Here is a 21,767-nt window from a genome sequence, read left to right as displayed (position 1 = left end):
GTGCGGCCATGACGGGCTACGGCACGAGCTCCGCCCTCCTCGAGGCGGCCCGATCGTGGCGGCCGCGCCTGCTCGCCGAGCGCGACCGCAGCGAGGCGCTGCGCCGGTTGCCCGACGCGCTCGCGCGCGACCTCGCCGAGGCGGGCTTCTTTGGCATCTTCCTGCCGCAAGCCTATGGCGGGGTCGATCTCACGCCGATGCAGGCGATGGCGGTGTTCGAGGAGCTGGCGCGCGCCGACGCCTCGGTCGCCTGGTGCGTGTGGAACGGCAATACTCATTGGGTGACGGCGCAGCTGCCGGCGGAGACGGCGCGAACCATTCATGCCGCGCCGGCGATCATCACGGCCAACAGCACGCGCGCCTCGGGGCGCGCTCGCCTCGTCGAGGGCGGCTACCGGGTGAGCGGCCGCTGGGCACTGGTGAGCGGCTGCCACCTGGCGTCATGGCTGGTGCTTCTCGCCGTCGTCCACGACGGTGACAAGCCACGCCTCACCGCGGCCGGCGCGCCCGAGACCAGGTTCATGCTGGTGCCGGCGAGCGAGTGCCGGATCATCGATACGTGGACCGTCAGCGGGCTGCGCGGCACCGGCAGCCACGATGTCGTGGTCGACGATCGCTTCGTGCCGCAGGGCCATACCGCGTCGTTCACCGATCCCTACGTCCTGGCCGATCCGCGCTATCGCATCCCGCCCTTCTCCAAGGTCATTCCCGGCCTCGGCGCGATGGCGCTCGGCATCGCCTGCAATGCCATCGAGACGCTGATCGAGATCGCTAGCGAGAAGGTGCCGCAACGCACCAGCCAATCCCTGCGCGAGAACCATGGCGCCCAGCTGCGGGTGTCGCAGGCCGAATCGCTGGTGCGCTCGGCGCGGCTCTATCTGCTCGACAGCCTGCAGCAGCTCTGGAGCGCGCTGCTCGACGGTCGCGGCGTGACGATGCAGGCGCGCGCCCAGGCCCGGCTGGCGGCATCGCATGCCGTCGCCAATGCCGCTCAGGCCGTCGATCTCATGTATGGCGCCGCGGGCGCGACCGCCCTCTACACGACCTGCCCTCTCGAGCGGGCGTTCCGCGACGTGCACGCCATCACCCAGCATATCGGCGTCAATCCGCGGGTGATGGAATCGACCGGCCGCGTCCTGCTCGGCCTGGAGTCCGACACGCCGCTGCTGTGATCGGACGTTACAATCCCTGCCCGCCGGCCACCGCGATCGCCTGGCCGGTCACCCAGGAGGCAAACGGCGAGGCGAGGAACAGGGCGACGTTGGCGACTTCCTCGGCGTAGCCCATGCGGCCGAACGGGATCGACGCCAGCGTGGCGTTGTACAGCGTGGGATTCTCCGTCTTGCGCCGGTCCCAGACGCCGTCGGGGAACTCGATCGAGCCGGGCGCGATGCAATTCACCCGCACGCGATCCTTGGCGTACATCGCGGCCTGGGTGATGGTGTAGTGGATCACCGCCGCCTTGATGGCGCCGTAGGGCGGCTGGCGCGCCGCCGGATGCAGCGCGGCGATCGACGAGATGTTGATCACGTTGCCCTGGGATTGCTTGAGCGCCGGAAGCGCTTCCTGGGTCGCATGCACGATCGCCATCATGTCGATCGCCAGGCTGCTGCTCCATCCCTTGTCGTCGTCCGATCCGCCGAACGCCGAGGCATTGTTGACCAGCAGGTCGACGCCGCCCAGCGCTGCCACGGCGTCGCGCACGTAGCCGCGCACGGCGTCGCCCTTGGCCAAGTCGGCGCTGCCGGCATGCGCCTTGTGGCCGTGCCTGGCGATCTCCGCCCGGGCCTCCTCCAGCACCTTGGGGTCGCGGGCGCAGATCGAGACGTCGCCGCCGCAGGCCGCGAAGCCCACCGCAATCGCCTTGCCGATGCCGCGGCTGCCGCCGCAGACGATCGCCTTCTTGCCGCTAAAATCGATCTTCATCACGTCCTCTTGGTTGGCTGCGACCCGGTAGAACCGGCCGTCGAGCTTGCAGGCTGCCTTGGACTTGGCCATGCGGGCCGAGCAGCCAGCGTGGCCCAATCAGCCGCCGCCAACAATGCCGCCGTCGATCCGCTCAGGGGGCGCCGGAAAGGTCGAAAGCCCCACTGAGACTCAAGACCGCTCCGTCGTCGTAAGACGGCGACACCTCAGGCTTTTGGCCGCTTGCGGCCAAAATGCCAACCGCAGCGAAGCTGGGGACGAGGAATGAGAGGAGCCGCTCTCACTCACCGCCCAGCCGCTCATACAGCGCCAGCAGGCGCTGGTTGGAGTGCGGCAAGGCGTACAGCCCGCGCACGTGCTCCTGGGCGGCGCGCGCCAGCTCGGCGCGGCGCTCGAGCGACAGCGACAGGGCGCCGTTCAGCGCCTCGGCCAGCGCCGAGGCATCGCCCGAGGCGGCCAGCCAGCCGGTGACGCCGGCGCGCACCGTCTCGGCGCCGCCGCCGCCATCCTCGACCACCACCGGCCGGCCCATCGCCTGCGCCTCGACCAGGGTGCGGCTGAAGCCCTGGCGGGCGCCACCGGTCGACACCACGACGTCGGCCAGCATGTAGGCCGCCGGCATGTCCTCGACATAGGGGCCGATCTGGACGCGGCCGTTCAGCTCGGCTGCCTCGATCGCCCGCTCGAGCTCTCTCTCGAACGGCGTGGGGCCATCCGACGAGCCGAGCAGCAGGCAGAACACGTCGTCGCGCCCCAACCGCTTGACCGCGTCGACCAGCAGCTTCTGGCCGTGATCGTCGCCGAAGCGCGCCGGGCAGAGGATCAGCAGGGCGCCGTCGGGCACGCGCAGCTCGCTGGCCAGGCGGATCACCCGGTCGGCGCGCACCATCGCCGGATCGAAGCGGTCGAAATTGACGCCGGGCGGGATGGTCTCGAGCCGGCCATCGATTCCGGGGAAACGCTGCACGGCGTCGCGCGCGACATGGTCGGATACGGCGATGACGGCATCGGCGCGCGCCTGGCGGCTCTCGATCAGACGGTCGAGCATCCGGCTGGCGAGGAACGGCGCCTGCAGGGTGGCGATCCATGGGACGTCCAGCTTGGCAGCAAGAGCTTGCGCCACCCACGCGGTGGCGGGCGAGCGCGACTGGATGAGCGAGACGCGCGCCTCGCGCAGGCTGCCGATCAGCTTGCGCGGCACGGTGAGCCTGGTCCACAGCGGATGGCCGGCCTCGGGCAGCTCGAGGTGGGCGGCGCGGTGGCGCAGCAGCTCGGGCAGCAGCGCGCCGCCCGGCGAAGCGACGATGGCGGAGCCGCCTGATGCGATCACGGCCTGCGCGGTTTCGATGGTGGCGCGTGCGATGCCGCCGCCGGCGAGAGACGGAACGATTTGCAGAAGCGTCGGAGGGGACACGGTGATTGTTCTTGTCGAGGGGGATGGCTAAGGGTTGGCGCACCATAGCCAACACGATCCTGATGTCATCCCGGTCTTGCGGCCGTGTTGACACAGCTTGGATCTCTTCGTCCGCTAGGGCAGGGCTGTCACATTTGGCAAAAACGCTGTCACATTTGGCAAAAACACCGTCATCCCGACCGGAGCCGAGTCAGGCACTTGCGGAGCAAGTGCCGTTAGCGAGCGAAGTGGAGGGACCTTTCTTGCGGCGTCGACAAGAAAGGTCCCTCGACTGCGCCGCCCTCCGGGCGGCTGCGCTCGGGATGACGGAGAAAGTGGTATTGGCGGTAGCTCTGCCCTTTCGCGCGAGAGGAGCATGAATAACGGGTGGAACCATGACCGGGATCGATAGCGTCGAACGATTGCAGCGGCCGGACGGCAACAGCGTGGCCTACGTGCGGACCGCGGGACGCGAGCCGACGGTGGTGTTCCTGGGCGGCTTCCGCTCCGACATGACCGGCACCAAGGCGGTGGCGCTCGAGGCCTGGGCGAAGCGCACGGGGCGTGCCTTCCTGCGCTTCGACTATCTCGGCCACGGCCAATCGTCGGGCCGCTTCGAGGACGGCACGATCGGTCGCTGGCTCGACGATTCGCTGGCCGCGCTCGACACGCTGACAACCGGCCGGTTGATCCTCGTGGGCTCGAGCATGGGCGGCTGGCTGTCGCTGCTCGCCGCGCGCGCCCGGCCCGAGCGGCTGGCCGGCCTGGTGCTGATCGCCGCGGCGCCGGATTTCACGGAGCGCATGCTGCTCCGGGGATTGTCGCCAGCGGACCGCGCGATGCTGGAGCGCGAGGGCCGGCTCGAGCGGCCGTCGCAATATTCGCCGGAACCCTCGGTCTTCACCTGGAGGCTGATCGAGGAGGGGCGCGCTCACCTCCTGCTCGACAAGCCGCTGGCGCTGCCCTGCCCGGTGCGCCTGCTGCATGGCCAGAGCGACCCCGACGTGGCGTGGCAGTACTCGCTGCAGATCGCCGAGCATCTCGCCGCGCCCGAGGTGGTGACGACCCTGGTCAAGGGCGGCGACCACCGGCTGAGCACGCCCGCCGACATCGCGCGCCTCATTGCGACGGTCGAGGATCTGCTGCCGCAATCGCGGTGAGGCCTTCGCGATAGGTCGGATAGCGCAAGATGACGCCGAGTGCCTGCTTGATGCGGTCGTTCCGCACACGCCGGCTCTCGGCATAGAACGAGCGCGCCATCGCGCTCATCGTCGGCTCGATCTCTGCCCAAGGAATCAGCGGCGGCACCGGCTTGCCCAGCAGTTCACAGGCGAAAGCGACGACCTCGCTGGTCGGCGCCGGCAGATCGTCGGCGACATTGTAGGCGCCCGCCTCGTGCGGCCGGCCGAGTGCGGCCAGCACCGTGCCGGCGATGTCGGCGACATGGATGCGCGAGAACAGCTGGCCGGGCTTGTCGATGCGCCGCGCCGTTCCCGCCTTCACCTGGTCGAGCGCGCTGCGCCCGGGGCCGTAGATTCCGGGCAGCCGGAAGATGTCGAGCGGAATGCCCGCTTCGAGAGCGAGCGCCTGCCAAGCGCGCTCGGCGGCAAGCCGGGCGATGCTGCGCGGCAGGCTCGGCCGCGCCGGCGTCTCCTCGTCGACCCAGCCGCCGTCGCGATCGCCATAGACGCCCGTGGTCGAGAGATAGCCCAGCCAGCGCGCCCGGCGCAGCAGGGGCGCGCAGTGGGCCACGGCGGGATCGCCCGTGGCGCCCGGCGCAATGGTGCAGAGGATATGCGTCGCCTCGCCGGTCGACGGTTCATCGAGGCTCCGCGTACCGTCGAACAGGTGCGACTCGATGCCCTCGGCAGCCAGCCGTGACGCCTTGTCGGCGGTGGTGCAGGTTCCCGCCACAGCCCAGCCCTGCGCCTTGGCGAGTCTGGCGATTTCAAGGCCGCTGAAGCCCAGGCCGAGAATGAAAAGACGTCGTGTCATCTTGTCAGGATCATCGCGGCGCGGTTCTTTTCAAGAATGTTGTGGTCTCGCCTGGCGTTCCCCCTGCTGCCGATGCTGATGGCCGCGGCGCCGGCGGCCGCGCAGAAGTTCGAGACTCCGCTCAATCCGGCAGCCGACCATACCAAGCGTTATGACGCCTGCCTCAAGCAGGCGCGCAGCGATCCCCTGAAGGCGTTGCCGATGGCCGAGAAGTGGCATGCCGACGGCGGCGGCCTGGCGGCGCGACATTGCGTGGCGGTGGCGATGTTCCAGGCTGGCCGCTACGTCCAGGCGGCGGCGCAGTTCGAGGCGATCGCGCGCGACATGGGGCAGGACCGTCCGCGCGTGCGCGCCGAATTGTGGGCGCAAGCGGGACAGGCCTACATGGAGGTGGGCGGCGCGGAGAAGGCCGCCGAGGCCCAGGGCCGGGCGCTCGAGCTCAACGGCCACGACGCCGATCTGTGGCTGGAGCGCGCCCTCAGCTACGCCGCCATGCAGGCCTGGCCGCGCGCGATCTCGGATCTCGACCAGGCGCTCCGGCTCCGGCCCAACGACGTCGAGATCCTGGTGCTGCGTGCCGCGGCGTGGCGCAATGCCGGCAACCCGACGCGTGCGCTCGACGATGCCAACCGGGCGCTCAAGATCGCGTCGGACCATTCCGAAGCGCTGCTCGAGCGCGGCTTTGCCCATCTCGCCCGCGGCGAACGCGCCCAGGCCATCGCCGATTTCGACAGCGTCCTGCGCCTGGTGCCGCCCGATTCGAAGGCGGCGCGGCGGGCCGAGGCCGGCAAGCGCGGCGAGCCACCCGGCGCTCAGCCATCGGCGCCGGCTCCTCCACCGAAACCTGGCGGCAACCGGTAGCGCGCGCGGCGTGCATGATGTAGGAGCCAAGCATAATGAATCGAAGCCCCCTCGCGATCGGAACCCTGGTCGCCGCCCTGCTCGCATCGGTTGCCGCCTTCGCCCAGGCGCCGTCGCCCAAGGAACCGCAGCCGCCGTCTTCCTATTATCCGGCGCCGCCGCCGCAGCAGGCACCGTCCATCCAGCAGGGTGCGTCGACCTCCGGCCTGAGCTCGCCGCTGCCGGCCAACGTCCCCAAGATCGAGCGCACCGAGATCACCTCCGACGCCGAGGCGCAGCTTTTCACCGACGCGCGTCGCATCGTCTGGGGTCGCCACGCCAAGATCAAGGGCGCCAAACCGGGCGACGTCACCGTCACCAAGCAGGGCGCCGTGTGGATGGTGAAGGGCCGCATCGACAGCGTCGCGCCCGGCACCGAGGGCGACTGGGCCGCGATCGACGGCGTCGTCGAGCGCATCGCGCCCGGCGTGGTGCAGATCCGCGGCGAGGTCGCCTTCCGTGTCGCCAAGGTCGAGAAGGGCACGCCCTGCAAGGTCGGCGGCCTGCTCAACTTCAAGCGCTCCGGCAAATCGCAGGTCTGGCGTCTCGCCGAGGGCGACAATCCCTGCGACGGCGCGCGCGAGGGCTTCGACCTGGTGTACGAGAAGCCCACCGAGAAGAAGCCGGTGCCGGCGCAGGCGAAGAAGAGCTGAGCGTACTGCGAAGCCTCATCGAAGCTTCGGACTATCGCGCACCCTAGGGCGACAGGGCACCCGGTGAGCGGCGCCCTGTCCCGGCTTGAGCAGTAGCCGGTAGCAAATCAGGTCCACCAGTATTCCCAGTGGGATTGATCCTCGATCTTCACAGTGAACCCACGGCCCAGGCAGGCGGTCAGAACCTTGATCAAGGCTGCAGTCGCCGTAGGCAGAGCGGCACCGAGCGTAACGCAAGCTGCGACAATAGCCGCGATAAGTCCCGCCGCTATTGCCTTTGCAACGCAATCCTTGATCTGTGCCTCATCAGGACCTTCGATAATCAGCACGAGATTATGGTGGAGTTTCTTCATCTCGAAATGCGGCCAAGGGTCGAATTTGGTACCCCCGGTCGGCTGGATGCTGTCGTCGTAGGACGCCAAATCGCGCTTGACGATGACGTGTCCCGCCAATTTGGGCTCACTAAGTCGGAATTCGGTTGTGCCAGCCGGTACCGTCTCGGGGGGCGCTTCGATAGAGTTTGTCTGGGCGTGCACTCGGACTCCCTTGAACCAGCGGGGAGCGTGGACAACCGTGTGGGCGGAGACGGGAACAATTACCTGCAGGACAATTCCGATTGGTTCATCTCCAATCAGATCAAAATCCCAAATCCCATCGCTCGGCTCCACGGCGTAGAATCGTGGCGACAGTCGGATATGCGTCCAGCCCGAAGTCGGCACCGTTCCCAATGCGGTTATTGAGATCAACCTTGGAAGAACATCGGTCTTCGGTTGGTAAACTTTGACCTCGGTCACACTTCGTACATGTGGCATGTCAAACCTCATCGTGTGTCAGGCGGCCGATAAATTGTAGAGAATGGCTTCAGACAATCTGACGCCTGCAGCGACCGCACCAACAAGCTACCTATTGACGATTGGGAAAGATGTGAGAAATCCCACTCGGATCACGTCAAACAGCGGCCTTGCCGTCATGCGATGCTTGCACCGATGGAAGGCGAAGAGCTGCTACGCTTGACCGTCTTTAGTGACGATGATCCTCGTGCGCCGGTGATCAATACGATTGTGCAGCGTCAACCTTGAATCGCTCGAAGTCGACAATGCGGATCTCGCGGAGCCTGACTTCGATGAGCCGCTCGGCCTTCAACTGGCTGAGCTCGCGCGTCACAGCTTCACGATGCGATCCAATTCGCGAGGCGATCTCATAGTGCGTTGGCGCTCGACGAATCACGACGCTTGTTCCGACAATGATGCCACTCGCGGCGAGGCGTACCAATTCCCGTCGAACTCGCTCTCTGACCGGGAGCGCGCTGATCTCGAAGACACGCTCGGACATTGCCCTAACCTTGAGTACCAGAAGCTCAATCAATTGAATGGCAATGCTGGAATTCTCTTCTAGGATCTTGAGAAATCTAGTAGAAGCCAAACGGGCTACCACACAGTCGGTCGACGCGATGACGGTGGCTGACCGTGGACGATGGTCGACCGCAGAAAATTCTCCAAAGACTGTTCCAGCAGAAATGTTGTCGAAAATAACCTCTCGTCCCGATGACGAATAACTTTTGACGCGAACAGTGCCGGTAAGGACGAAGAAGACGTCGTTGGTTCTTTCGTGCTCACCGACAATTTGCTCGCTCTCGCCATAGCTGTGAAACGCACACAAATCTGCAATGCGGGACAACTTCTCAGGAGACAGGTTCTCGAAGAGCGACAGGGCGCGAAGTTGCAGGGCGTGCCGATGCATTGCTGCTCCTCAAGGGCTATCGATTGCTTTGGTTGCGGAAGGCACAAACGCTGTTGATTTCCTATCCTGCGCGGGTATCTGGAAAGGCCCGACAAACACCATGTTCAGTTGGCGAATTAGCTCTGACATCTGTGTCCAAGCGGCGCTTGCGTTCTCTTCGTGATTGCGCCGCCGCTCTCGCAGCTCGAGAAGCGCGTAGGTATGAACGAGCGTCGGTTGTGCGCCAAGCTCCACAGCGAGATTCTTTAGTGCCTCCAGCAATTCATCTAGATCGTACTGATCTGCATGATCTGCCTTCATGATGTTGACGCAGATCGCACGCAAACCCATCAATTCGACACCTCGGTAACCATTCAATCTAGCCGTTTGGATTGCTGATTGTGCCAGTTCGATCCCTTCTCGAATGTACCCTAGTCCAGACATGGCAAGAGCGAGGTAAGCCGTGGCGGCGGTGGCACTAGGTCCCTGGCCGAGCGTCTGGGCTTTGGCGACGGTCTGCCGCAGAAGCAATGCCGACTCCTCGTAGCGTCCAGCCATTGCCAAGCCACAACCGAGCTGGCCGGCTACCACTGGTACGTAGATGTCAATAAGGTGAGTGTGGCAAAGGGAGAGAGCCCCTTGGAGGAGAGTGATCGCTAAAGTGATATGGCCCTGATAGAGATTGGTCAAACCGCCAGCATAGCCCGCAGATACAAGATCGTAGGCGCGACCTGTCTGCTGGGCGCTGCACTCCGCTTCACCAACCGCTTGGTGTGCCTGCACGAAAGCGCCCAGTGACGCGTGGCTGATTGCGAGCATACTGAGAAACATTACACGAGTAGTTCCCGGTGTGCCGAAGCGGACGTATGCTTTTTCTCCGCGCAACCGCTCGCAGGGATCCGACAAGACGCGTGCGGCGTTGCGGAAGTCCCCGGCGGCATAGTATGCCTGACCGAGCGTATACTCAGTCAGGATGCGCAGCGGCTCGGAATCGAGACGGAGTGCACCCGTCAACGCGGGTTCGCAAATTGCGATTGCATCGAGGGGCGAACCGGCAAACGTCAATGCGGCGGCCCGCAGCACTATCGACGTCAGGCGACGTCGCTCGTCGCCGATCATTGCGGCAATACTCTCCGCCTCCTTTGCATAGTCGATCCAGGCCGCCAGCTGCGATGTTGCGGCAAAGACCGCTCGAAGCTGCAGCCGCAGGTCAATTGATGCCTCAATGACAGCGTGGCTTGGCGGCAGGTGGTCGACTGCTTCAATCGCCAACCTCAAGAACTTGGCGGCGTCGTGATAGGTGGCGCGCTCGAGCCCGCGTGTTCCGGCGATACTGGAAAACCGCACTACCTGCGACCACTGTTGCGCCTCCATGGCGTGATGCGACAGAGTTTCGGCATAGTCGTCAGCGTTGCTGGGAGACACATCCAATATCGCCTTCAGCGCCTTGCCGTGCATCAGTCGCCTTTGGTCCCGCACCAGCGCGTCGTAGGCGACCTCGCGCACCAGATCGTGAGGGAACTCTACATCGACCTCGTCGTCGGCCAGACACAGGAGCTCGGCCGAGGCGAGCGCGTTCAAAGTGTCGCGCACGGCAAGCTCCGAGCGCCCATCCATCGCGAGCAGCAGGGGTAGAGTAACACGCTCCCCGACGACGGCGGCGAGCTGCAGCAACCGTTTGGCGATAGCGGGCAAACGATCAATACGTGCGCCAATGATTGCTTGGACAGTCGAAGGGATGGCGATCGTCTTGAGATCCGCTGCCAATTGGAAAGCGCCGGGTTCGCCAACCAGTGCCGACGATTCGACCAGACTTCGCACAACTTCCTCGAGGAACAGGGGTATGCCGCCAGTTTGCGCCACAATTCGCTGTCTCAGCGCGGCAAGGCTGACGTCGCGACCGACAAGCGAATCGAACAAGAGTTGCAACGATGTAGGTTCGAGGGCAGGAAGCACGAGATCGCTGGCTGTCGGATGATTCAGCCACAATGCTGGGCGTTCTGGACGAGTCGTCGCCAGGAAGAAGATCGACTGTATGGCAGTGCCTTTTGTCACTTCGTTCAAAACGGTGACCGACTCCGAATCCATCCATTGAAGGTCTTCGACGAGGACGGCAGTTGGGCCGGCAATCGCGCAATTCTCGACAATGCTTATTACGGCATTGCCAATGCACCGACGGCGAAATGAGGGCTCCAGCTCTCTCCATGTCGGTTCGTCGATTGGCAAGTTGAGAATCGTCTTGACTGCTTCGAGGAAGAAATCGGGTGGGGTGGCTATCCTCTCCTTTGCTGCTTCGAGAGCCCTAGAGAGAACATCCCGGTCGGCTGACGGCGTAAGCTCCAATGCTGCGCACACGAGTCTGCTCAGTACGCTGAACGGAGTGTGCAGGTCGGTCGAATCGCATTCTGTCTCGACGAGCGACCAGTTCGCGTCCAACAGCTCGTCCATGAACTCGCGTGCCAAGCGGGATTTTCCGGCACCCGGACCAGCGACCAAGGTCATGATCTTGCATTCGCGGCTGGCTACTTGCGCGGCACAGCGCCGCAATGCAGCAAGCTCGGCAGCGCGGCCAACGAAAGGGCTGAGGCCCTTGTTGCTTCGCGCCAACCACCGCGAAATGGCGCGTCGGCTGACGATTTCGTAGACTTCGACCGGCTGGGAAAGGCCTTTTGGCGTTTGTGTGCGCGATGGTCCAAAGTTGAAATACGCTGACACGAGTGCGTGCGTCGCACCCGATACTAGCACCGATCCGGGCACGGCCAGCGACTCGAGTCGGCTGGCCAAATGTACGTTCGCGCCAACGGCATCGTAGACCACAGAAAAGTCCGTTGCTACCGGCCGGACCATCACTTCGCCTGAATGCAGGCCGGCCCGACCGGCAAACGGCGGCCGCAGGCTCAATGCCTGTACGATCTCAAGGGCGGCCAGGCAGGCAAGTTGAGCGTGATTGTCGTCCGCGTCCGGGGCGCCGAAGATGGCCATGGCGCCGTCGCCTTGCTCCTTGCAAAAAGTCCCACCGTAACGGGCGATGGCTCGCCGCATGGCAGCTAGAGCGGGTGCTAGCCGATCCCATGCGTCCTCCGGATCGAGCCTGTCAATCAGTGCCGTCGAGCCAACCAAGTCGGCGAACAGAACGGTTACGTACTTTCGTTCGTATTCGTGAGCGAACGGATCTGCGGCAGCTTGAGCCGACAGAATGTCGCGAATTGGCGGTCGTAGCGGGCGTCTTCGTGGAATGGTTGCCTTGATCTGAGGGAGGCGAGAACCGCAGTTTGAGCAGAAATTGTCAACGTCACGTACGTATGATTGGCAGATCGGACAGCGCGACGGAACCTCAAGCCTGCTTCGGTCATCGAGCTGACCTCGGTCCATGGCAGTCCTCGCCTGTAGGCGATCAAGGATCGTAATGACAGACTACTGCGCATTCCCACTTTTTCGGATCCGTCTCGCTTGGATTGATGTGCATGTGGGATAGCTTGTCGGGAGTTGGGGCGATCCAGATTTGGAAATGAATTGGAGAAGGTGTGTTACCCTCGGAAAGATTCTCTTTGATCTTGCGCTCGAATTCGCGGACGTCTTCGGGCGCAAAGCTCTTGGCATCAGCGCGAAATTCAGAAGGCTTGTCGATCCAACCATTGCTGGCGTCTTCCTTCTCATCGGCAACGAACCCGCTGAATACGTAACCGTCGAGCTTACTACCAAACTTTTGCCGAAACGCTTTCGCGGTGGCGTCAATGTTGGTCGCAGAGAACCGGTCGTTCAGCATTTCTACGAGTAATGCGTATTTGGGGGCGACCATGGTCACGGTTGCGTCAGTAGTCACCCGATCCAACAGAAACTCCCGAAAGGATTCTGAGGCTATCGGGGCGTCCCTGATGCATTTGACTGCGCGGGCGACAGTGGGTGCGCCGAAGCCAAACTCCATTGCACGCTGCTGCTCTTCCGATGCATTGCCAATATCGTTTGTCATGCTCATCCCCCCGATTTGAGCAACTCGCCAATCACGGGAGGCGATTGGAAGGGCTGTGGACCGTTCACTCGCTCCCGCAAATGCAATCCATAATAGCAGACGAGTGCGCCGAAAGACCACCCTTCGTTGCTATCTGGCCTGCCTTTCGGGATGCTATGTGCTTTGAGCGAACAGAAGCCAAGGTTTGATCGACGGCGGAGTGGACACAGCTCTTCCTCTCCGTCGGGCTGCCCTGCTGAGACGGAAAGGAACTTCTCGGCCCTTCATGAACCTCGTCTGAGGTTCTTCCCCGCCAATAAGTGAACTTGCGTCGAGCGAGTAGCAGTTTCCGGGAGAAGAATAGCGCAAGCCTCCGTGCGCGGCGAGCCTACCGTATCCTCCGGATCGCGTCGCGGGCGAGCTGGTCGGCGCGTTCGTTCTCGGGATGGCCGCTGTGGCCTTTGACCCAGTGCCAGTGGACCTCGTGGTTGGCGCGGGCGGCGTCGAGGCGCTGCCACAGCTCCATGTTCTTCACCGGCTTCTTGTCGGCGGTGCGCCAGCCGTTCCGTTTCCAGCCGTGGATCCATTTGGTGACGCCGTCGCGCACGTAGTTGCTGTCGGTCGTCAGGTGCACCGTGCAGGGCCGCTTCAACGTCTCGAGCGCGGCGATGGCGGCCATCAGCTCCATGCGGTTGTTGGTCGTCGCGGGCTCGGCCCCGGAGAGCTCGCGCTCGCGCTCGCCGAAGCGCAGGATGGCGCCCCAGCCGCCGGGGCCCGGATTGCCGCTGCACGCGCCGTCGGTGAAGATCTCGACCTTGGCGTCGCTCATGGGGCGTCGCTCACAGGCCGTAATCCGCGATCGTCGCCGCGGCGCGATGGAAGCGCAGCCGGGCGAGATATTCCTGCGGATCCTTGCGCTTCACCAGGGCATCGGCCGGCGTGTGCACCCAGTCGTACAGCCGGGTCATCAGGAAGCGCAGGGCCGAGCCGCGCGCCAGCAGGGGCAGCAGCTCGCGCTCGCGGTCGGACAGCGGACGGACCCGGCAGTAGCCCTGCAGCAGGGCGCGCGCCTTGGTGGCGTTGAAGGCGCGATCGGGCTCGAAGCACCAGGCGTTGAGGCAGACCGAGACATCGTAGGCGAACGAGTCGTTGCAGGCGAAGTAGAAGTCGATCAGCCCCGACAGCTTGTCGTGCAGGAAGAAGACGTTGTCGCTGAACAGGTCGGCATGGATCACGCCCGACGGCAGGCCGGCCGGCCAGCTCGCCTCGAAGAAGTCGAGCTCGGCCTGCAGCTCGGCGGCCAGCGCATTGTCGATGTGGCGGCGCGCGCCGTCGAACAGCGGCCGCCAGCCGGCGACCGACAGCGCGTTGGGCCGCCTCAGGGCGAAGTCCTGGCCGGCCAGATGCAGGCCGGCCAGCGCCTCGCCGACCGGCGCGCAGTGGCGCACCTCGATGCGGCGCGGCGACAGGCCGTGCAGGAAAGTTGTGATCGCGGCCGGCCGGCCGGCCAGCGGGCGATAGGCCTTGCCGTCGCGGCCGTGGATCGGCTGGGGACAGTTTATGCCTCGCGCGGCGAGATGGTCGAGCAGGCCGAGGAAGAACGGCAGGTCGTTCGGATCGACGCGCTTCTCGTAGAGCGTCAGGAAGTACTGGCCCCGGGAGGTGGTCAGCAGGTAGTTCGAGTTCTCGACGCCTTCGGCCACGCCCTTCAGCGCATCGGCGTCGCCGATGTCGTACTCCGCAAGAAAGGCCTCGAGCTCGGTGTCGCTGACTTCCGTGTAGACCGCCATCAGGCCACCAGGGCGCGCGGCAGCTTGAACACCACGCTCTCCTCGGCCATGCGCACTTCCTCGATCTCGAGCTCGTAGCGTTCGCGGCAGGCGGCGATCAGCTCGTCGACCAGCGTTTCCGGCGCCGATGCGCCGGCGGTGATGCCGAGGCAGCGCGCGCCGTCGAGCCATGCCCAGTCCATGTCACTGGCGCGCTGGATGAGACGCGACCGCGCGCAGCCGTTGTTGGCCGCGACCTCGACGAGGCGCCGCGAGTTCGACGAGTTGGGCGCGCCGACCACGACCAGGGCATCGCAGCGCGGCGCGATCGCCTTGACCGCCGCCTGACGATTGGTGGTGGCGTAGCAGATGTCTTCCATCTTGGGTCCGCGGATTGCAGGAAAGCGCCGGCGCAACGCCGCCACGATGGCGACCGTGTCGTCAACCGACAGCGTGGTCTGGGTGGCATAGGCGAGATTGAGGGGATCCGGCACGGCGAGCATCGCCACCTGGCCGACATCCTCGACCAGCAGCACGGCGCCGGCCGGCAGCTGTCCCATCGTGCCCACCACCTCGGGGTGACCGGCATGACCGATCAGGATGATGGTGCGGCCCGAGTCGAAATGCCGCTCGGCCTCGCGATGGACCTTGGAGACAAGAGGACAGGTCGCGTCGAGATAAAGCAGCTTGCGGCTGTCCGCCTCGGCCGGCACCGACTTCGGCACGCCGTGGGCGGAGAACACCACGGGACGCTCGTCGGGCACCTGGTCGAGCTCCTCGACGAAGATCGCGCCCTTGGTCTCCAGCGTCTCGACGACGAAGCGATTGTGGACGATCTCGTGGCGCACATAGACCGGCCGCCCGTAGAGCTCGAGGGCGCGCTCGACGATCTGGATGGCGCGCTCGACGCCGGCACAGAAGCCGCGTGGACTGGCCAGCAGGATCTTGATGGGCTTTTTCGCAGCGACCATGACGAGGCGTTTGGCGGCGACAGTCCGCTCGCTTGCAGGTGCGCGGACCATTGCCTAGACTCCCTTGTGCGAACGGAAAGGCGGGGCACCGTAACAAAGCCGCCGCAACGGGGAAAGCAACATGACCGAACCGGTTGTCGCGGCCAAGGCGCCAGCGAAAGTGACGCTGGAGGCCGGCAAGGACTATTGGTGGTGCGCCTGCGGCAAGAGCGGGAATCAGCCGTTCTGCGACGGCAGCCACAAGGGCAGCGGCCTCGCGCCGATGAAGTACACGCCGGAACGGGCGGGCGATTTCTGGCTGTGCGCCTGCAAGCATTCGGCCAAGAAGCCGCTGTGCGACGGAACGCATAAGACACTGGCATGACGATTCGTAAGAGTGCTTTTCCCGCGGCGGCGACGCTCGGGCTGGCGATGGCGCTTGCCGGCTGCGGCGGTTCCTCGGAGAGCCAGTACTATTGTCCGGCCGCCCTCACGGTGCAGGACGCCGATCGGCTGACGCACTTCCGCGAGGGCGCGGGCCGCGATCCGCGCGACATCGCCTACGAGGCGGCGCTGACCGGTGCCAGCACGTCGTGCGAGTCCCGTCGCGGTGTGGTCACGGTGACCCTGCTGATGCGCATTTCGGTTGCCGCCGGTCCGTCGGTCGCCCCGGGAACCACGAGCGTGCCCTATTTCGTGCGCGTGCTCGACGCCAGCGGCGCGGTCACCCAGGGTACCGAGTTCACCGCCGATTTCCGTCTCAACGCCGGCAACCCGCGCGGCGCCTCGCAGGAGGAGCTGACCTTGCGCATCCCGGGCGACGCCTCCGGCTATCGCGTCGCCGTCGGCCTGAAGCCGACCGCCGAGGAGCTCAACTACAACAGGCGGGGTCGCGGCGGGCAGCAGTGATCGGCCCAGCCGATCACTGCAGTTGTCAAAGCAGGACTTCAGACATGCGCGAGGCGGCGCCGGTGAGCCTGGGCAGGATCCTGCCGAGCAGGCGCTCCTTTGTCGTGCGCTGGGTGTTGGCGTTGGCATTGAGCGAGGCCACGACCACGCCGGCGCGATTTCGCAGCGGCACCGAGAGGCCGATCAGCCCGTCCTCGAGCTCCTCGACGTTGAGCCCATAGCCGTCGCGGCGCACCTTGGCGATCAGCCTCAGCAACTCGCGCGGATTGGTGACGGTGCGACGCGTCAGCTTCCGGATCGTGGTGGCTGCCAGCAGGGACTGGACGTGCGCGTCGCTCTGGCCGGCGAGCAGCACGCGGCCGGAGGCCGAGCTGAAGGCGGGCAGGCGCATGCCCATGGCGACGACGTACGCCAGGCGCCGGCTCGGCACGTCGGCACGGGCGACGAACACCACGTCGGCGCCGTCCAGCACCGACACCGACACGGTCTCGCCGATCGTCTGCGACAACTCGTCGAGATAGGGTTTCAGGCTGGCGTCGAGGCCGACCGACGCCAGATAGGAATAGCCCAGCTTCAACACCTTGCTGGTGAGCTCGAACTGCTTGCCATTCAGCCGCGCGAAGCCGAGATCGACCAGGGTGCGCAACAGGCGGCGCGTCACCGCGCGATCGAGGCCGACGCGCTCAGCGGCCTCGGCCACCGTCATGCTGCGGCAGTCCGGCCCGAACGCCTCGATCAGGCCGAGACCGCGCGCGAAGGCAGTGACGAAGGTCTGGCTGCGCCGTGAGTCGGGGGTGGACACTTCAGGGATCTCCTGTCCTCCCCAGCTCGACTGGGGAGGTGTCCGCGTAATCGCGGACGGAGGGGTCGAGAGCCCCACTGAGGCTCCCGACCCCTCCGTCTCGGATTACCGAGACACCTCCCCAGCGAAGCTGGGGAGGGGACTGAAGATATCGCCTCACGCTCTCTCGCCGGGCAGCAGATCGAAGAACTGGAGCTGCATGACCGACTGGGCGTCGGACATCTGGAGGCCGGTCTGCACGCGGCAGCCGTGCGCCGTCGCCGCTTTCAGGAGCGGCGTCTCGGCCGGCTTGGTGACGACGTCGGCCACCAGCGCGTGGCGCGGCAAGCGCGTCGGATCGAACGCCATGCGATCCTCGCCATTCATGCCGACAGGGCTGGCGTTCACCGCGAGATCGAAGGCGCCGAGATCGTCGATCGGACCGGTGCTCACCCGATCGGCGAGGCCGGCCCGGCGCGCGAGATCCACCAGCGCCGTGCGGTTCGCCGCGTCAGGATCGCTGAAGGCGAGACGGCTGACGCCGACCTCGCCGAGGCTCAGCAGCAGGGCGCGGCCGACCGCACCGGCGCCGAACACCACGGCGCTCTTGCCGCGTGCCTCGAAGCCGTTGGCGCCGAGCGCGGCGATGAAGCCCACGCCGTCGATCATGTCGCCGCTCAGCCGGCCGTCGGCGCCGCGCCGCACCAGGTTCACGGCGCCGAGCAGGCGCGCCCGCTCGGTGAGCTCGTCGACCAGCCCGGCGCATTGCGACTTGTGCGGCACGGTGACGATGCAGCCCGGCGCATTGTGCCAGCCGCGCAAGGCCTGCAGGAAGACGGGAACCGCGTCAGGCGCGAGATCGACCGGCACCAGCACCGCGTCGATGCCGCGGCGGCGCAGCCCGGCATTGAGCGTCGTGGTCGAGCGGACCTGTCGCGTCGGGTGACCGATGATCGTCAGCACGGCGGTGGCTCCCGAAATCGGCGCCTCGGTCATGCATTCCTCCAGTTCTGGTTTGTGCGCTCTGCGCACAGAATAATCAGATTTCGCACAGTTTGTCACTGTGCCATAGCAAGGCCGCGACGGGCGAGGAGGAACGGCGTGCCGGCGACGGGACTGCGGGTGACGGGACTGAGGGCGGACATCCTGGTGTTGGGCGGCGGCCTGGGCGGCATCGCCGCCACCCTGGCTGCGCTGCGGCTCGGTCGCCGCGTTGTCCTGGCGGAGGCGCTCGACTGGCTGGGCGGCCAGCTCACCGCGCAGGGCGTGCCGTTCGACGAGCATCCCTGGATCGAGCTCGGCGTCGGCTCGCAAAGCTACGCCACGCTGCGCCAGCGCATCCGCGACTACTACCGGCGGCATTATCCGCTCTCCGAGCAGGCCCGCGCGGCCAGCCTGCTCAATCCCGGCATGGGCAATGTCGGCACGCTTTGCCACGAGCCGCGCGTGGCGGTCCGTGTCATCGACGATCTGCTGGCGCCGTTCGAAAGCAATCGCCGCCTGGCGGTGCTGCGCCGCCATGCGCTGGTCTCGGCCGAGCGTGACGGCGATCGCATCACCGGCGTCACGCTGCGCGACCTGGCGAGCGGCCGGCACGTCGCGGTCGAGGCGGCGATCGTGATCGATGCCAGCGAGACCGGCGAGCTCCTGGAGGCGGGCGGCGTCGAGCACGTGTTCGGTGCGGAGGCGGCGCGCGAGACGGGCGAATTGCACGCGCTGACCGAGGCCGATCCGTTCGACCAGCAGTCACTCACCTGGTGCTTCGCGCTCGACTACCTGCCGGAGCAGGATCACACCATCGACCGGCCGGCGCGATACGCCGAGTTCCGCGATCTCAAGCTCGATTTCTGGCCGAACCGGCAGTTCGACTGGACGGTCAGCGATCACGTCACGCACAAGCCGCTGCAACGTGCGCTGTTCACCGGCGACAGCGATGCCGACTACCTGTTCGACCTCTGGCATGCCCGCCGCATCGCCTGGCGGCGGAACTTCGCTCCCGGCTTCTACGAGAGCGACATCACGATCGCGAACTGGCCGCAGATGGATTACTGGCTGAAGCCCGCGATCGGCGTGACTGAAGCGGAGCACGCAGCCGCGCTCGAGGAAGCGCGGCAATTCAGCCTGTCGTTCCTCTACTGGATGCAGACCGAGGCGCCGCGCCATGACGGCGGCCAGGGCTACCGCGGCCTGCGCTTGCGCGGCGACGTGCTGGGCACCAACGACGGCCTCGCCAAGCAGGTCTACTATCGCGAGGGCCGCCGTCTTCGCGCCGAGCTCACCGTGCTCGAGCAGCATATCGGCGTCGCGGCCCGTCCCGGCGCGAGCGCCGCCCAATCCTTCCCCGACAGCGTCGGCATCGGCGCCTATCGCATCGATCTCCATCCCTCGACGTCACGCCTGCGCGACACCGTCGACATCGACAGCTACCCGTTCGAGATCCCGCTCGGCGCGCTCTTGCCGGTGCGCGTCGACAACCTCCTGCCCGGGTGCAAGAACCTCGGCACGACGCGCATCACCAGCGGCGCCTACCGCGTCCATCCGGTCGAATGGAGCATCGGCGAGGCGTCGGGCACGCTGGCAGCCTTTGCGCTCGCACACGGAATTCCGCCGCGCGCGGTGCGCGCCGATCCAGGGCGGCTCGCGGCGTTGCAGCAGCTGCTGGTCGATGGCGGTGCACCGATCCGCTGGCCGAGCTTCGGCGCGCTGACACCGCGCACCCGGCGCGGCTACCGTCCGGGCCAGCCATAGCGGAGATGGGCCTGACGGAGAGGGAGAGCGGCATGTTCGAAAGCTTCACCTACCGCAGCATCGATGTCGGGCCGGCGCGCCTCAACGTCGCGGTCGGCGGCGAGGGACCGCCGTTGCTGCTGCTGCACGGCTATCCGCAAACGCATCTCGCCTGGCATGCGGTCGCGCCCGTGCTGGCCAGGGAGTTCACCGTGGTCGCGCCCGACCTGCGCGGCTACGGCGCCAGCCGGCTGACTGCCGGCGAAGGCGGGCCGGCGGATTTCTGCAAGCGGGCGCTGGCGCTCGACCAGGCCGAGCTGATGCGGCAGTTGGGCTTTGGGCGCTTCGCCGTGATGGCCCATGACCGCGGCGCGCGAGTAGGCTACCGCTTGGCGCTCGACCGGCCCGAGCTGGTCGCGGCCTTCGTCTCGCTCACCGTGATCCCGACCATCGAGATGTGGGACCGCGCCGACAAGGCGTTCGCGATGGGCGCGTACCATTGGTTCTTCTTCGCGCAAGCCCCCGACCTGCCGGAGCGCCTGGTCGGCGGCGATCCCGGCTTCTTCTTCGACTGGACGCTGCGCCGGATGGCCAAGTACCACGACCGCCTGTCGCCCGTTGCGATCGCCGCCTATCGCGATGCGTTCTGTCGCGCCGATGTGCGCAGCGCCATCTTCAACGACTACCGCGCCGGCGCCACGCTCGACAGCGAGCACGACGTGGCGGATCGCAAGGCCGGCCGCCGCCTGCAATGCCCGGTCTTCGTCACCTGGGAGCAGGGCCGGTTTGCGTCAGGCGAAACCCCGATCGACATCTGGCGCAAGTGGGCCGACTCGGTCGACGGCACGCTGATCGATGCCGGCCACCTGCAGGCCGAGGAAGCGCCCGACGCGGTGCTCGCCCATGCGCTGCCATTCCTGCGCCGGCATGGGAGGGCGTGAGCTCTCGCTGGGAGCGCGCCACTCCGATGGCGCTCATGGGATGTGGGGATCAACGAGAAGAGCGCCATCGGGGTGGCGCGCTCCCAGCGGGGACGCATGAGCTCAGATCGGAGGGAGGAAACATGAACAGACGTGCCGCGATGCTTCTGTCGCTGGTGGCTGCCCTGATGCCGGCGGCGCCGGCGGATGCGCAGCCGATCGCCGCGGGCCGGCCGATCAATCTCTATGTCGGCTTCGCCGCCGGCGGACCGGCCGACCTGCTCGCCCGCATCGTGGCCGAGCGGCTGCAGGAGCAGCTCGGCCAGCCGGTCGTGGTGCAGAACCGCGGCGGCGCGGGCGGCACCATCGCTGCCGCCGCCGTGGCCAAGACCAGGCCGGACGGCACCAGCCTGCTGCTCGTGACCAGCGGTCACACGGGCGCGCCCGCGCTCTATCGCAACCTGCCGTTCGACAACCAGAAGGATTTCTCGCCGATCATCGCGCTGGCGCAGTCGCCTGTGGTGCTCCTGGCCGATTCGAAGTCGCCTCACCGCGACATCCAGGGCCTGGTTGCCGCGGCCAAGTCCAATCCTGGCAAGCTCAATTTCGGCACCGGTGGCGGCGGGGCGACCCTGACGGCGCTGGCCGCCGTGCTGCTGTGCCGCGATCTCGCGATCGACGCCGTGGCCATCAACTATCCGGGCTCGGGGCCGGCCAACATCGCCCTGACCAGCGGCACCATCGACTTCTCCTTCGATATCGTCTCGGGGGCGATGGGCTTGTTGACCGCCGGCACGGTGCGCGGCCTGGCCGTCACCTCGCCGCATCGTTCTTCTGCCCTGCCCGACGTGCCGACGGTCGCGGAGACGGTCAGGCCGGGCTTCGACGTCACCGGCTGGTTCGGCATCCTGGCGCCGGCCGGCATGGAGCAAAGCCTGGTCGATCAGCTCAACGCCGAATTCGCCAGGATCCTCGCCTCGCCGCCGTTGAAAGCCCGCCTTGCCACGCTCGGCATCGATCCGATCGGCGGCACTCCGCAGCAATTCGCCGACCTGATCGCCGCCGAGACGACCCGCTGGGGCGGCCTGATCCGCGAGCTTGGATTGAAGGTGGATTAGGTTGGCTGGTCGGCAGTTGAAGAAAGGTCCCTCGCTTACGGCGTAGCAAACGCCGTAA

Annotated in this window: 21 protein-coding genes; 9 read left to right on the top strand and 12 right to left on the bottom strand. The window is 66.2% G+C overall.

The window, feature by feature from the left end; all coding sequences use genetic code 11:
• Positions 1–8 precede the first annotated feature (8 nt).
• Positions 9–1,172 (top strand): acyl-CoA dehydrogenase family protein, encoded by a 1,164-nt coding sequence (locus tag ACILR9_RS04530; RefSeq protein WP_395708704.1) that lies wholly within the window; start codon positions 9–11, stop codon positions 1,170–1,172.
• A 7-nt stretch (positions 1,173–1,179) separates the two neighbouring features.
• Here the strand turns inward: ACILR9_RS04530 and ACILR9_RS04525 are convergent, their stop codons facing one another.
• Both ACILR9_RS04525 and ACILR9_RS04520 read right to left on the bottom strand, forming a co-directional pair.
• Entirely contained in the window at positions 1,180–1,998 is an 819-nt protein-coding gene (locus tag ACILR9_RS04525; protein ID WP_395708703.1) for an SDR family NAD(P)-dependent oxidoreductase, read from the bottom strand.
• Positions 1,999–2,206: 208 nt separating this feature from the next.
• Complete coding sequence (locus ACILR9_RS04520; protein ID WP_395708702.1) at positions 2,207–3,340, bottom strand: glycosyltransferase; 1,134 nt, start codon at positions 3,338–3,340, stop codon at positions 2,207–2,209.
• Positions 3,341–3,714: 374 nt separating this feature from the next.
• Here ACILR9_RS04520 and ACILR9_RS04515 point away from each other — a divergent pair, with 374 nt between their 5' ends.
• Positions 3,715–4,479 (top strand): alpha/beta hydrolase, encoded by a 765-nt coding sequence (locus tag ACILR9_RS04515; protein ID WP_395708701.1) that lies wholly within the window; start codon positions 3,715–3,717, stop codon positions 4,477–4,479.
• Here ACILR9_RS04515 and ACILR9_RS04510 read toward each other — a convergent pair.
• A complete protein-coding gene (locus tag ACILR9_RS04510; RefSeq protein ID WP_395708700.1) occupies positions 4,439–5,314 on the bottom strand; it encodes an SDR family oxidoreductase in 876 nt (291 codons plus the stop codon). The genes ACILR9_RS04515 and ACILR9_RS04510 overlap by 41 nt on opposite strands.
• A 36-nt stretch (positions 5,315–5,350) precedes the next feature.
• On the opposite strand from ACILR9_RS04510, the gene ACILR9_RS04505 reads away from it, so the two are divergent.
• Together ACILR9_RS04505 and ACILR9_RS04500 are read left to right on the top strand one after the other, a co-directional pair.
• A complete protein-coding gene (locus tag ACILR9_RS04505) occupies positions 5,351–6,175 on the top strand; it encodes a tetratricopeptide repeat protein (protein ID WP_395708699.1) in 825 nt (274 codons plus the stop codon).
• 35 nt (positions 6,176–6,210) lie between these two features.
• Positions 6,211–6,867 (top strand): hypothetical protein, encoded by a 657-nt coding sequence (locus ACILR9_RS04500; protein ID WP_395708698.1) that lies wholly within the window; start codon positions 6,211–6,213, stop codon positions 6,865–6,867.
• Between the two features lie 107 nt (positions 6,868–6,974).
• Here ACILR9_RS04500 and ACILR9_RS04495 read toward each other — a convergent pair whose 3' ends face one another.
• The 7 genes from ACILR9_RS04495 to ispH all read right to left on the bottom strand — a co-directional run bounded on the left by ACILR9_RS04495 (position 6,975) and on the right by ispH (position 15,275).
• Positions 6,975–7,661, bottom strand: coding sequence for a hypothetical protein (locus ACILR9_RS04495; RefSeq protein WP_395708697.1), 687 nt, complete (start codon positions 7,659–7,661; stop codon positions 6,975–6,977).
• 256 nt (positions 7,662–7,917) lie between these two features.
• On the bottom strand, positions 7,918–8,607 hold the full coding sequence (locus ACILR9_RS04490) for a Crp/Fnr family transcriptional regulator (RefSeq protein ID WP_395708696.1): 690 nt from the start codon (positions 8,605–8,607) through the stop codon (positions 7,918–7,920).
• A 9-nt stretch (positions 8,608–8,616) separates the two neighbouring features.
• Positions 8,617–11,958, bottom strand: coding sequence for an adenylate/guanylate cyclase domain-containing protein (locus ACILR9_RS04485; protein ID WP_395708695.1), 3,342 nt, complete (start codon positions 11,956–11,958; stop codon positions 8,617–8,619).
• A 22-nt stretch (positions 11,959–11,980) separates the two neighbouring features.
• The gene (locus tag ACILR9_RS04480) at positions 11,981–12,556 is read right to left on the bottom strand and encodes a hypothetical protein (protein ID WP_395708694.1); all 576 of its coding nucleotides are present in this window, start codon (positions 12,554–12,556) and stop codon (positions 11,981–11,983) included.
• Positions 12,557–12,923: 367 nt separating this feature from the next.
• The gene (rnhA, locus tag ACILR9_RS04475; RefSeq protein ID WP_395708693.1) at positions 12,924–13,364 is read right to left on the bottom strand and encodes a ribonuclease HI; all 441 of its coding nucleotides are present in this window, start codon (positions 13,362–13,364) and stop codon (positions 12,924–12,926) included.
• A 10-nt stretch (positions 13,365–13,374) separates the two neighbouring features.
• A complete protein-coding gene (locus ACILR9_RS04470; RefSeq protein ID WP_395708692.1) occupies positions 13,375–14,325 on the bottom strand; it encodes a homoserine kinase in 951 nt (316 codons plus the stop codon).
• Positions 14,325–15,275, bottom strand: a complete 951-nt coding sequence (gene ispH / locus ACILR9_RS04465; RefSeq protein ID WP_395708797.1) for a 4-hydroxy-3-methylbut-2-enyl diphosphate reductase — start codon at positions 15,273–15,275, stop codon at positions 14,325–14,327. The genes ACILR9_RS04470 and ispH overlap by 1 nt, the downstream gene beginning before the upstream one ends.
• Before the next feature lie 121 nt (positions 15,276–15,396).
• On the opposite strand from ispH, the gene ACILR9_RS04460 reads away from it, so the two are divergent.
• Both ACILR9_RS04460 and ACILR9_RS04455 read left to right on the top strand, forming a co-directional pair.
• Positions 15,397–15,639, top strand: a complete 243-nt coding sequence (locus tag ACILR9_RS04460) for a CDGSH iron-sulfur domain-containing protein (RefSeq protein WP_395708691.1) — start codon at positions 15,397–15,399, stop codon at positions 15,637–15,639.
• Complete coding sequence (locus ACILR9_RS04455; RefSeq protein WP_395708690.1) at positions 15,636–16,163, top strand: hypothetical protein; 528 nt, start codon at positions 15,636–15,638, stop codon at positions 16,161–16,163. The genes ACILR9_RS04460 and ACILR9_RS04455 overlap by 4 nt, the downstream gene beginning before the upstream one ends.
• 25 nt (positions 16,164–16,188) lie before the next feature.
• On the opposite strand, the gene ACILR9_RS04450 is transcribed toward ACILR9_RS04455, so the two are convergent.
• Entirely contained in the window at positions 16,189–16,965 is a 777-nt protein-coding gene (locus tag ACILR9_RS04450) for an IclR family transcriptional regulator C-terminal domain-containing protein (protein ID WP_395708689.1), read from the bottom strand.
• A 156-nt stretch (positions 16,966–17,121) separates the two neighbouring features.
• A complete protein-coding gene (locus ACILR9_RS04445) occupies positions 17,122–17,940 on the bottom strand; it encodes a shikimate dehydrogenase family protein (protein ID WP_395708688.1) in 819 nt (272 codons plus the stop codon).
• A 105-nt stretch (positions 17,941–18,045) separates the two neighbouring features.
• On the opposite strand from ACILR9_RS04445, the gene ACILR9_RS04440 reads away from it, so the two are divergent.
• From ACILR9_RS04440 to ACILR9_RS04430, 3 genes are all read left to right on the top strand, one after another.
• Entirely contained in the window at positions 18,046–19,692 is a 1,647-nt protein-coding gene (locus tag ACILR9_RS04440) for an FAD-dependent oxidoreductase (protein WP_395708687.1), read from the top strand.
• A gap of 32 nt (positions 19,693–19,724) precedes the next feature.
• Entirely contained in the window at positions 19,725–20,612 is an 888-nt protein-coding gene (locus tag ACILR9_RS04435) for an alpha/beta fold hydrolase (protein ID WP_395708686.1), read from the top strand.
• 122 nt (positions 20,613–20,734) lie between these two features.
• Complete coding sequence (locus tag ACILR9_RS04430) at positions 20,735–21,709, top strand: Bug family tripartite tricarboxylate transporter substrate binding protein (RefSeq protein WP_395708685.1); 975 nt, start codon at positions 20,735–20,737, stop codon at positions 21,707–21,709.
• The last annotated feature ends 58 nt before the right edge of the window (positions 21,710–21,767 follow it).

It is taken from the genome of Reyranella sp., assembly GCF_044224635.1.
Lineage (GTDB): Bacteria > Pseudomonadota > Alphaproteobacteria > Reyranellales > Reyranellaceae > Reyranella.
The sequence above is the reverse complement of the archived record's forward strand: the minus strand, read 5'-3'. Positions and strand labels throughout refer to the sequence as shown.

What these genes read in the sequence shown, in the direction of transcription:
- ACILR9_RS04530 (WP_395708704.1), top strand. Translation starts at nt 9, where the DNA reads ATGACGGGCTACGGCACGAGCTCCGCCCTCCTCGAGGCGGCCCGATCG.
- ACILR9_RS04525 (WP_395708703.1), bottom strand. Translation starts at nt 1,998, where the DNA reads ATGGCCAAGTCCAAGGCAGCCTGCAAGCTCGACGGCCGGTTCTACCGG.
- ACILR9_RS04515 (WP_395708701.1), top strand. Translation starts at nt 3,715, where the DNA reads ATGACCGGGATCGATAGCGTCGAACGATTGCAGCGGCCGGACGGCAAC.
- ACILR9_RS04510 (WP_395708700.1), bottom strand. Translation starts at nt 5,314, where the DNA reads ATGACACGACGTCTTTTCATTCTCGGCCTGGGCTTCAGCGGCCTTGAA.
- ACILR9_RS04505 (WP_395708699.1), top strand. Translation starts at nt 5,351, where the DNA reads ATGTTGTGGTCTCGCCTGGCGTTCCCCCTGCTGCCGATGCTGATGGCC.
- ACILR9_RS04500 (WP_395708698.1), top strand. Translation starts at nt 6,211, where the DNA reads ATGAATCGAAGCCCCCTCGCGATCGGAACCCTGGTCGCCGCCCTGCTC.
- ACILR9_RS04490 (WP_395708696.1), bottom strand. Translation starts at nt 8,607, where the DNA reads ATGCATCGGCACGCCCTGCAACTTCGCGCCCTGTCGCTCTTCGAGAAC.
- ACILR9_RS04485 (WP_395708695.1), bottom strand. Translation starts at nt 11,958, where the DNA reads ATGGACCGAGGTCAGCTCGATGACCGAAGCAGGCTTGAGGTTCCGTCG.
- ACILR9_RS04480 (WP_395708694.1), bottom strand. Translation starts at nt 12,556, where the DNA reads ATGACAAACGATATTGGCAATGCATCGGAAGAGCAGCAGCGTGCAATG.
- rnhA (WP_395708693.1), bottom strand. Translation starts at nt 13,364, where the DNA reads ATGAGCGACGCCAAGGTCGAGATCTTCACCGACGGCGCGTGCAGCGGC.
- ACILR9_RS04470 (WP_395708692.1), bottom strand. Translation starts at nt 14,325, where the DNA reads ATGGCGGTCTACACGGAAGTCAGCGACACCGAGCTCGAGGCCTTTCTT.
- ispH (WP_395708797.1), bottom strand. Translation starts at nt 15,275, where the DNA reads ATGGTCGCTGCGAAAAAGCCCATCAAGATCCTGCTGGCCAGTCCACGC.
- ACILR9_RS04460 (WP_395708691.1), top strand. Translation starts at nt 15,397, where the DNA reads ATGACCGAACCGGTTGTCGCGGCCAAGGCGCCAGCGAAAGTGACGCTG.
- ACILR9_RS04455 (WP_395708690.1), top strand. Translation starts at nt 15,636, where the DNA reads ATGACGATTCGTAAGAGTGCTTTTCCCGCGGCGGCGACGCTCGGGCTG.
- ACILR9_RS04445 (WP_395708688.1), bottom strand. Translation starts at nt 17,940, where the DNA reads ATGACCGAGGCGCCGATTTCGGGAGCCACCGCCGTGCTGACGATCATC.
- ACILR9_RS04435 (WP_395708686.1), top strand. Translation starts at nt 19,725, where the DNA reads ATGTTCGAAAGCTTCACCTACCGCAGCATCGATGTCGGGCCGGCGCGC.
- ACILR9_RS04430 (WP_395708685.1), top strand. Translation starts at nt 20,735, where the DNA reads ATGAACAGACGTGCCGCGATGCTTCTGTCGCTGGTGGCTGCCCTGATG.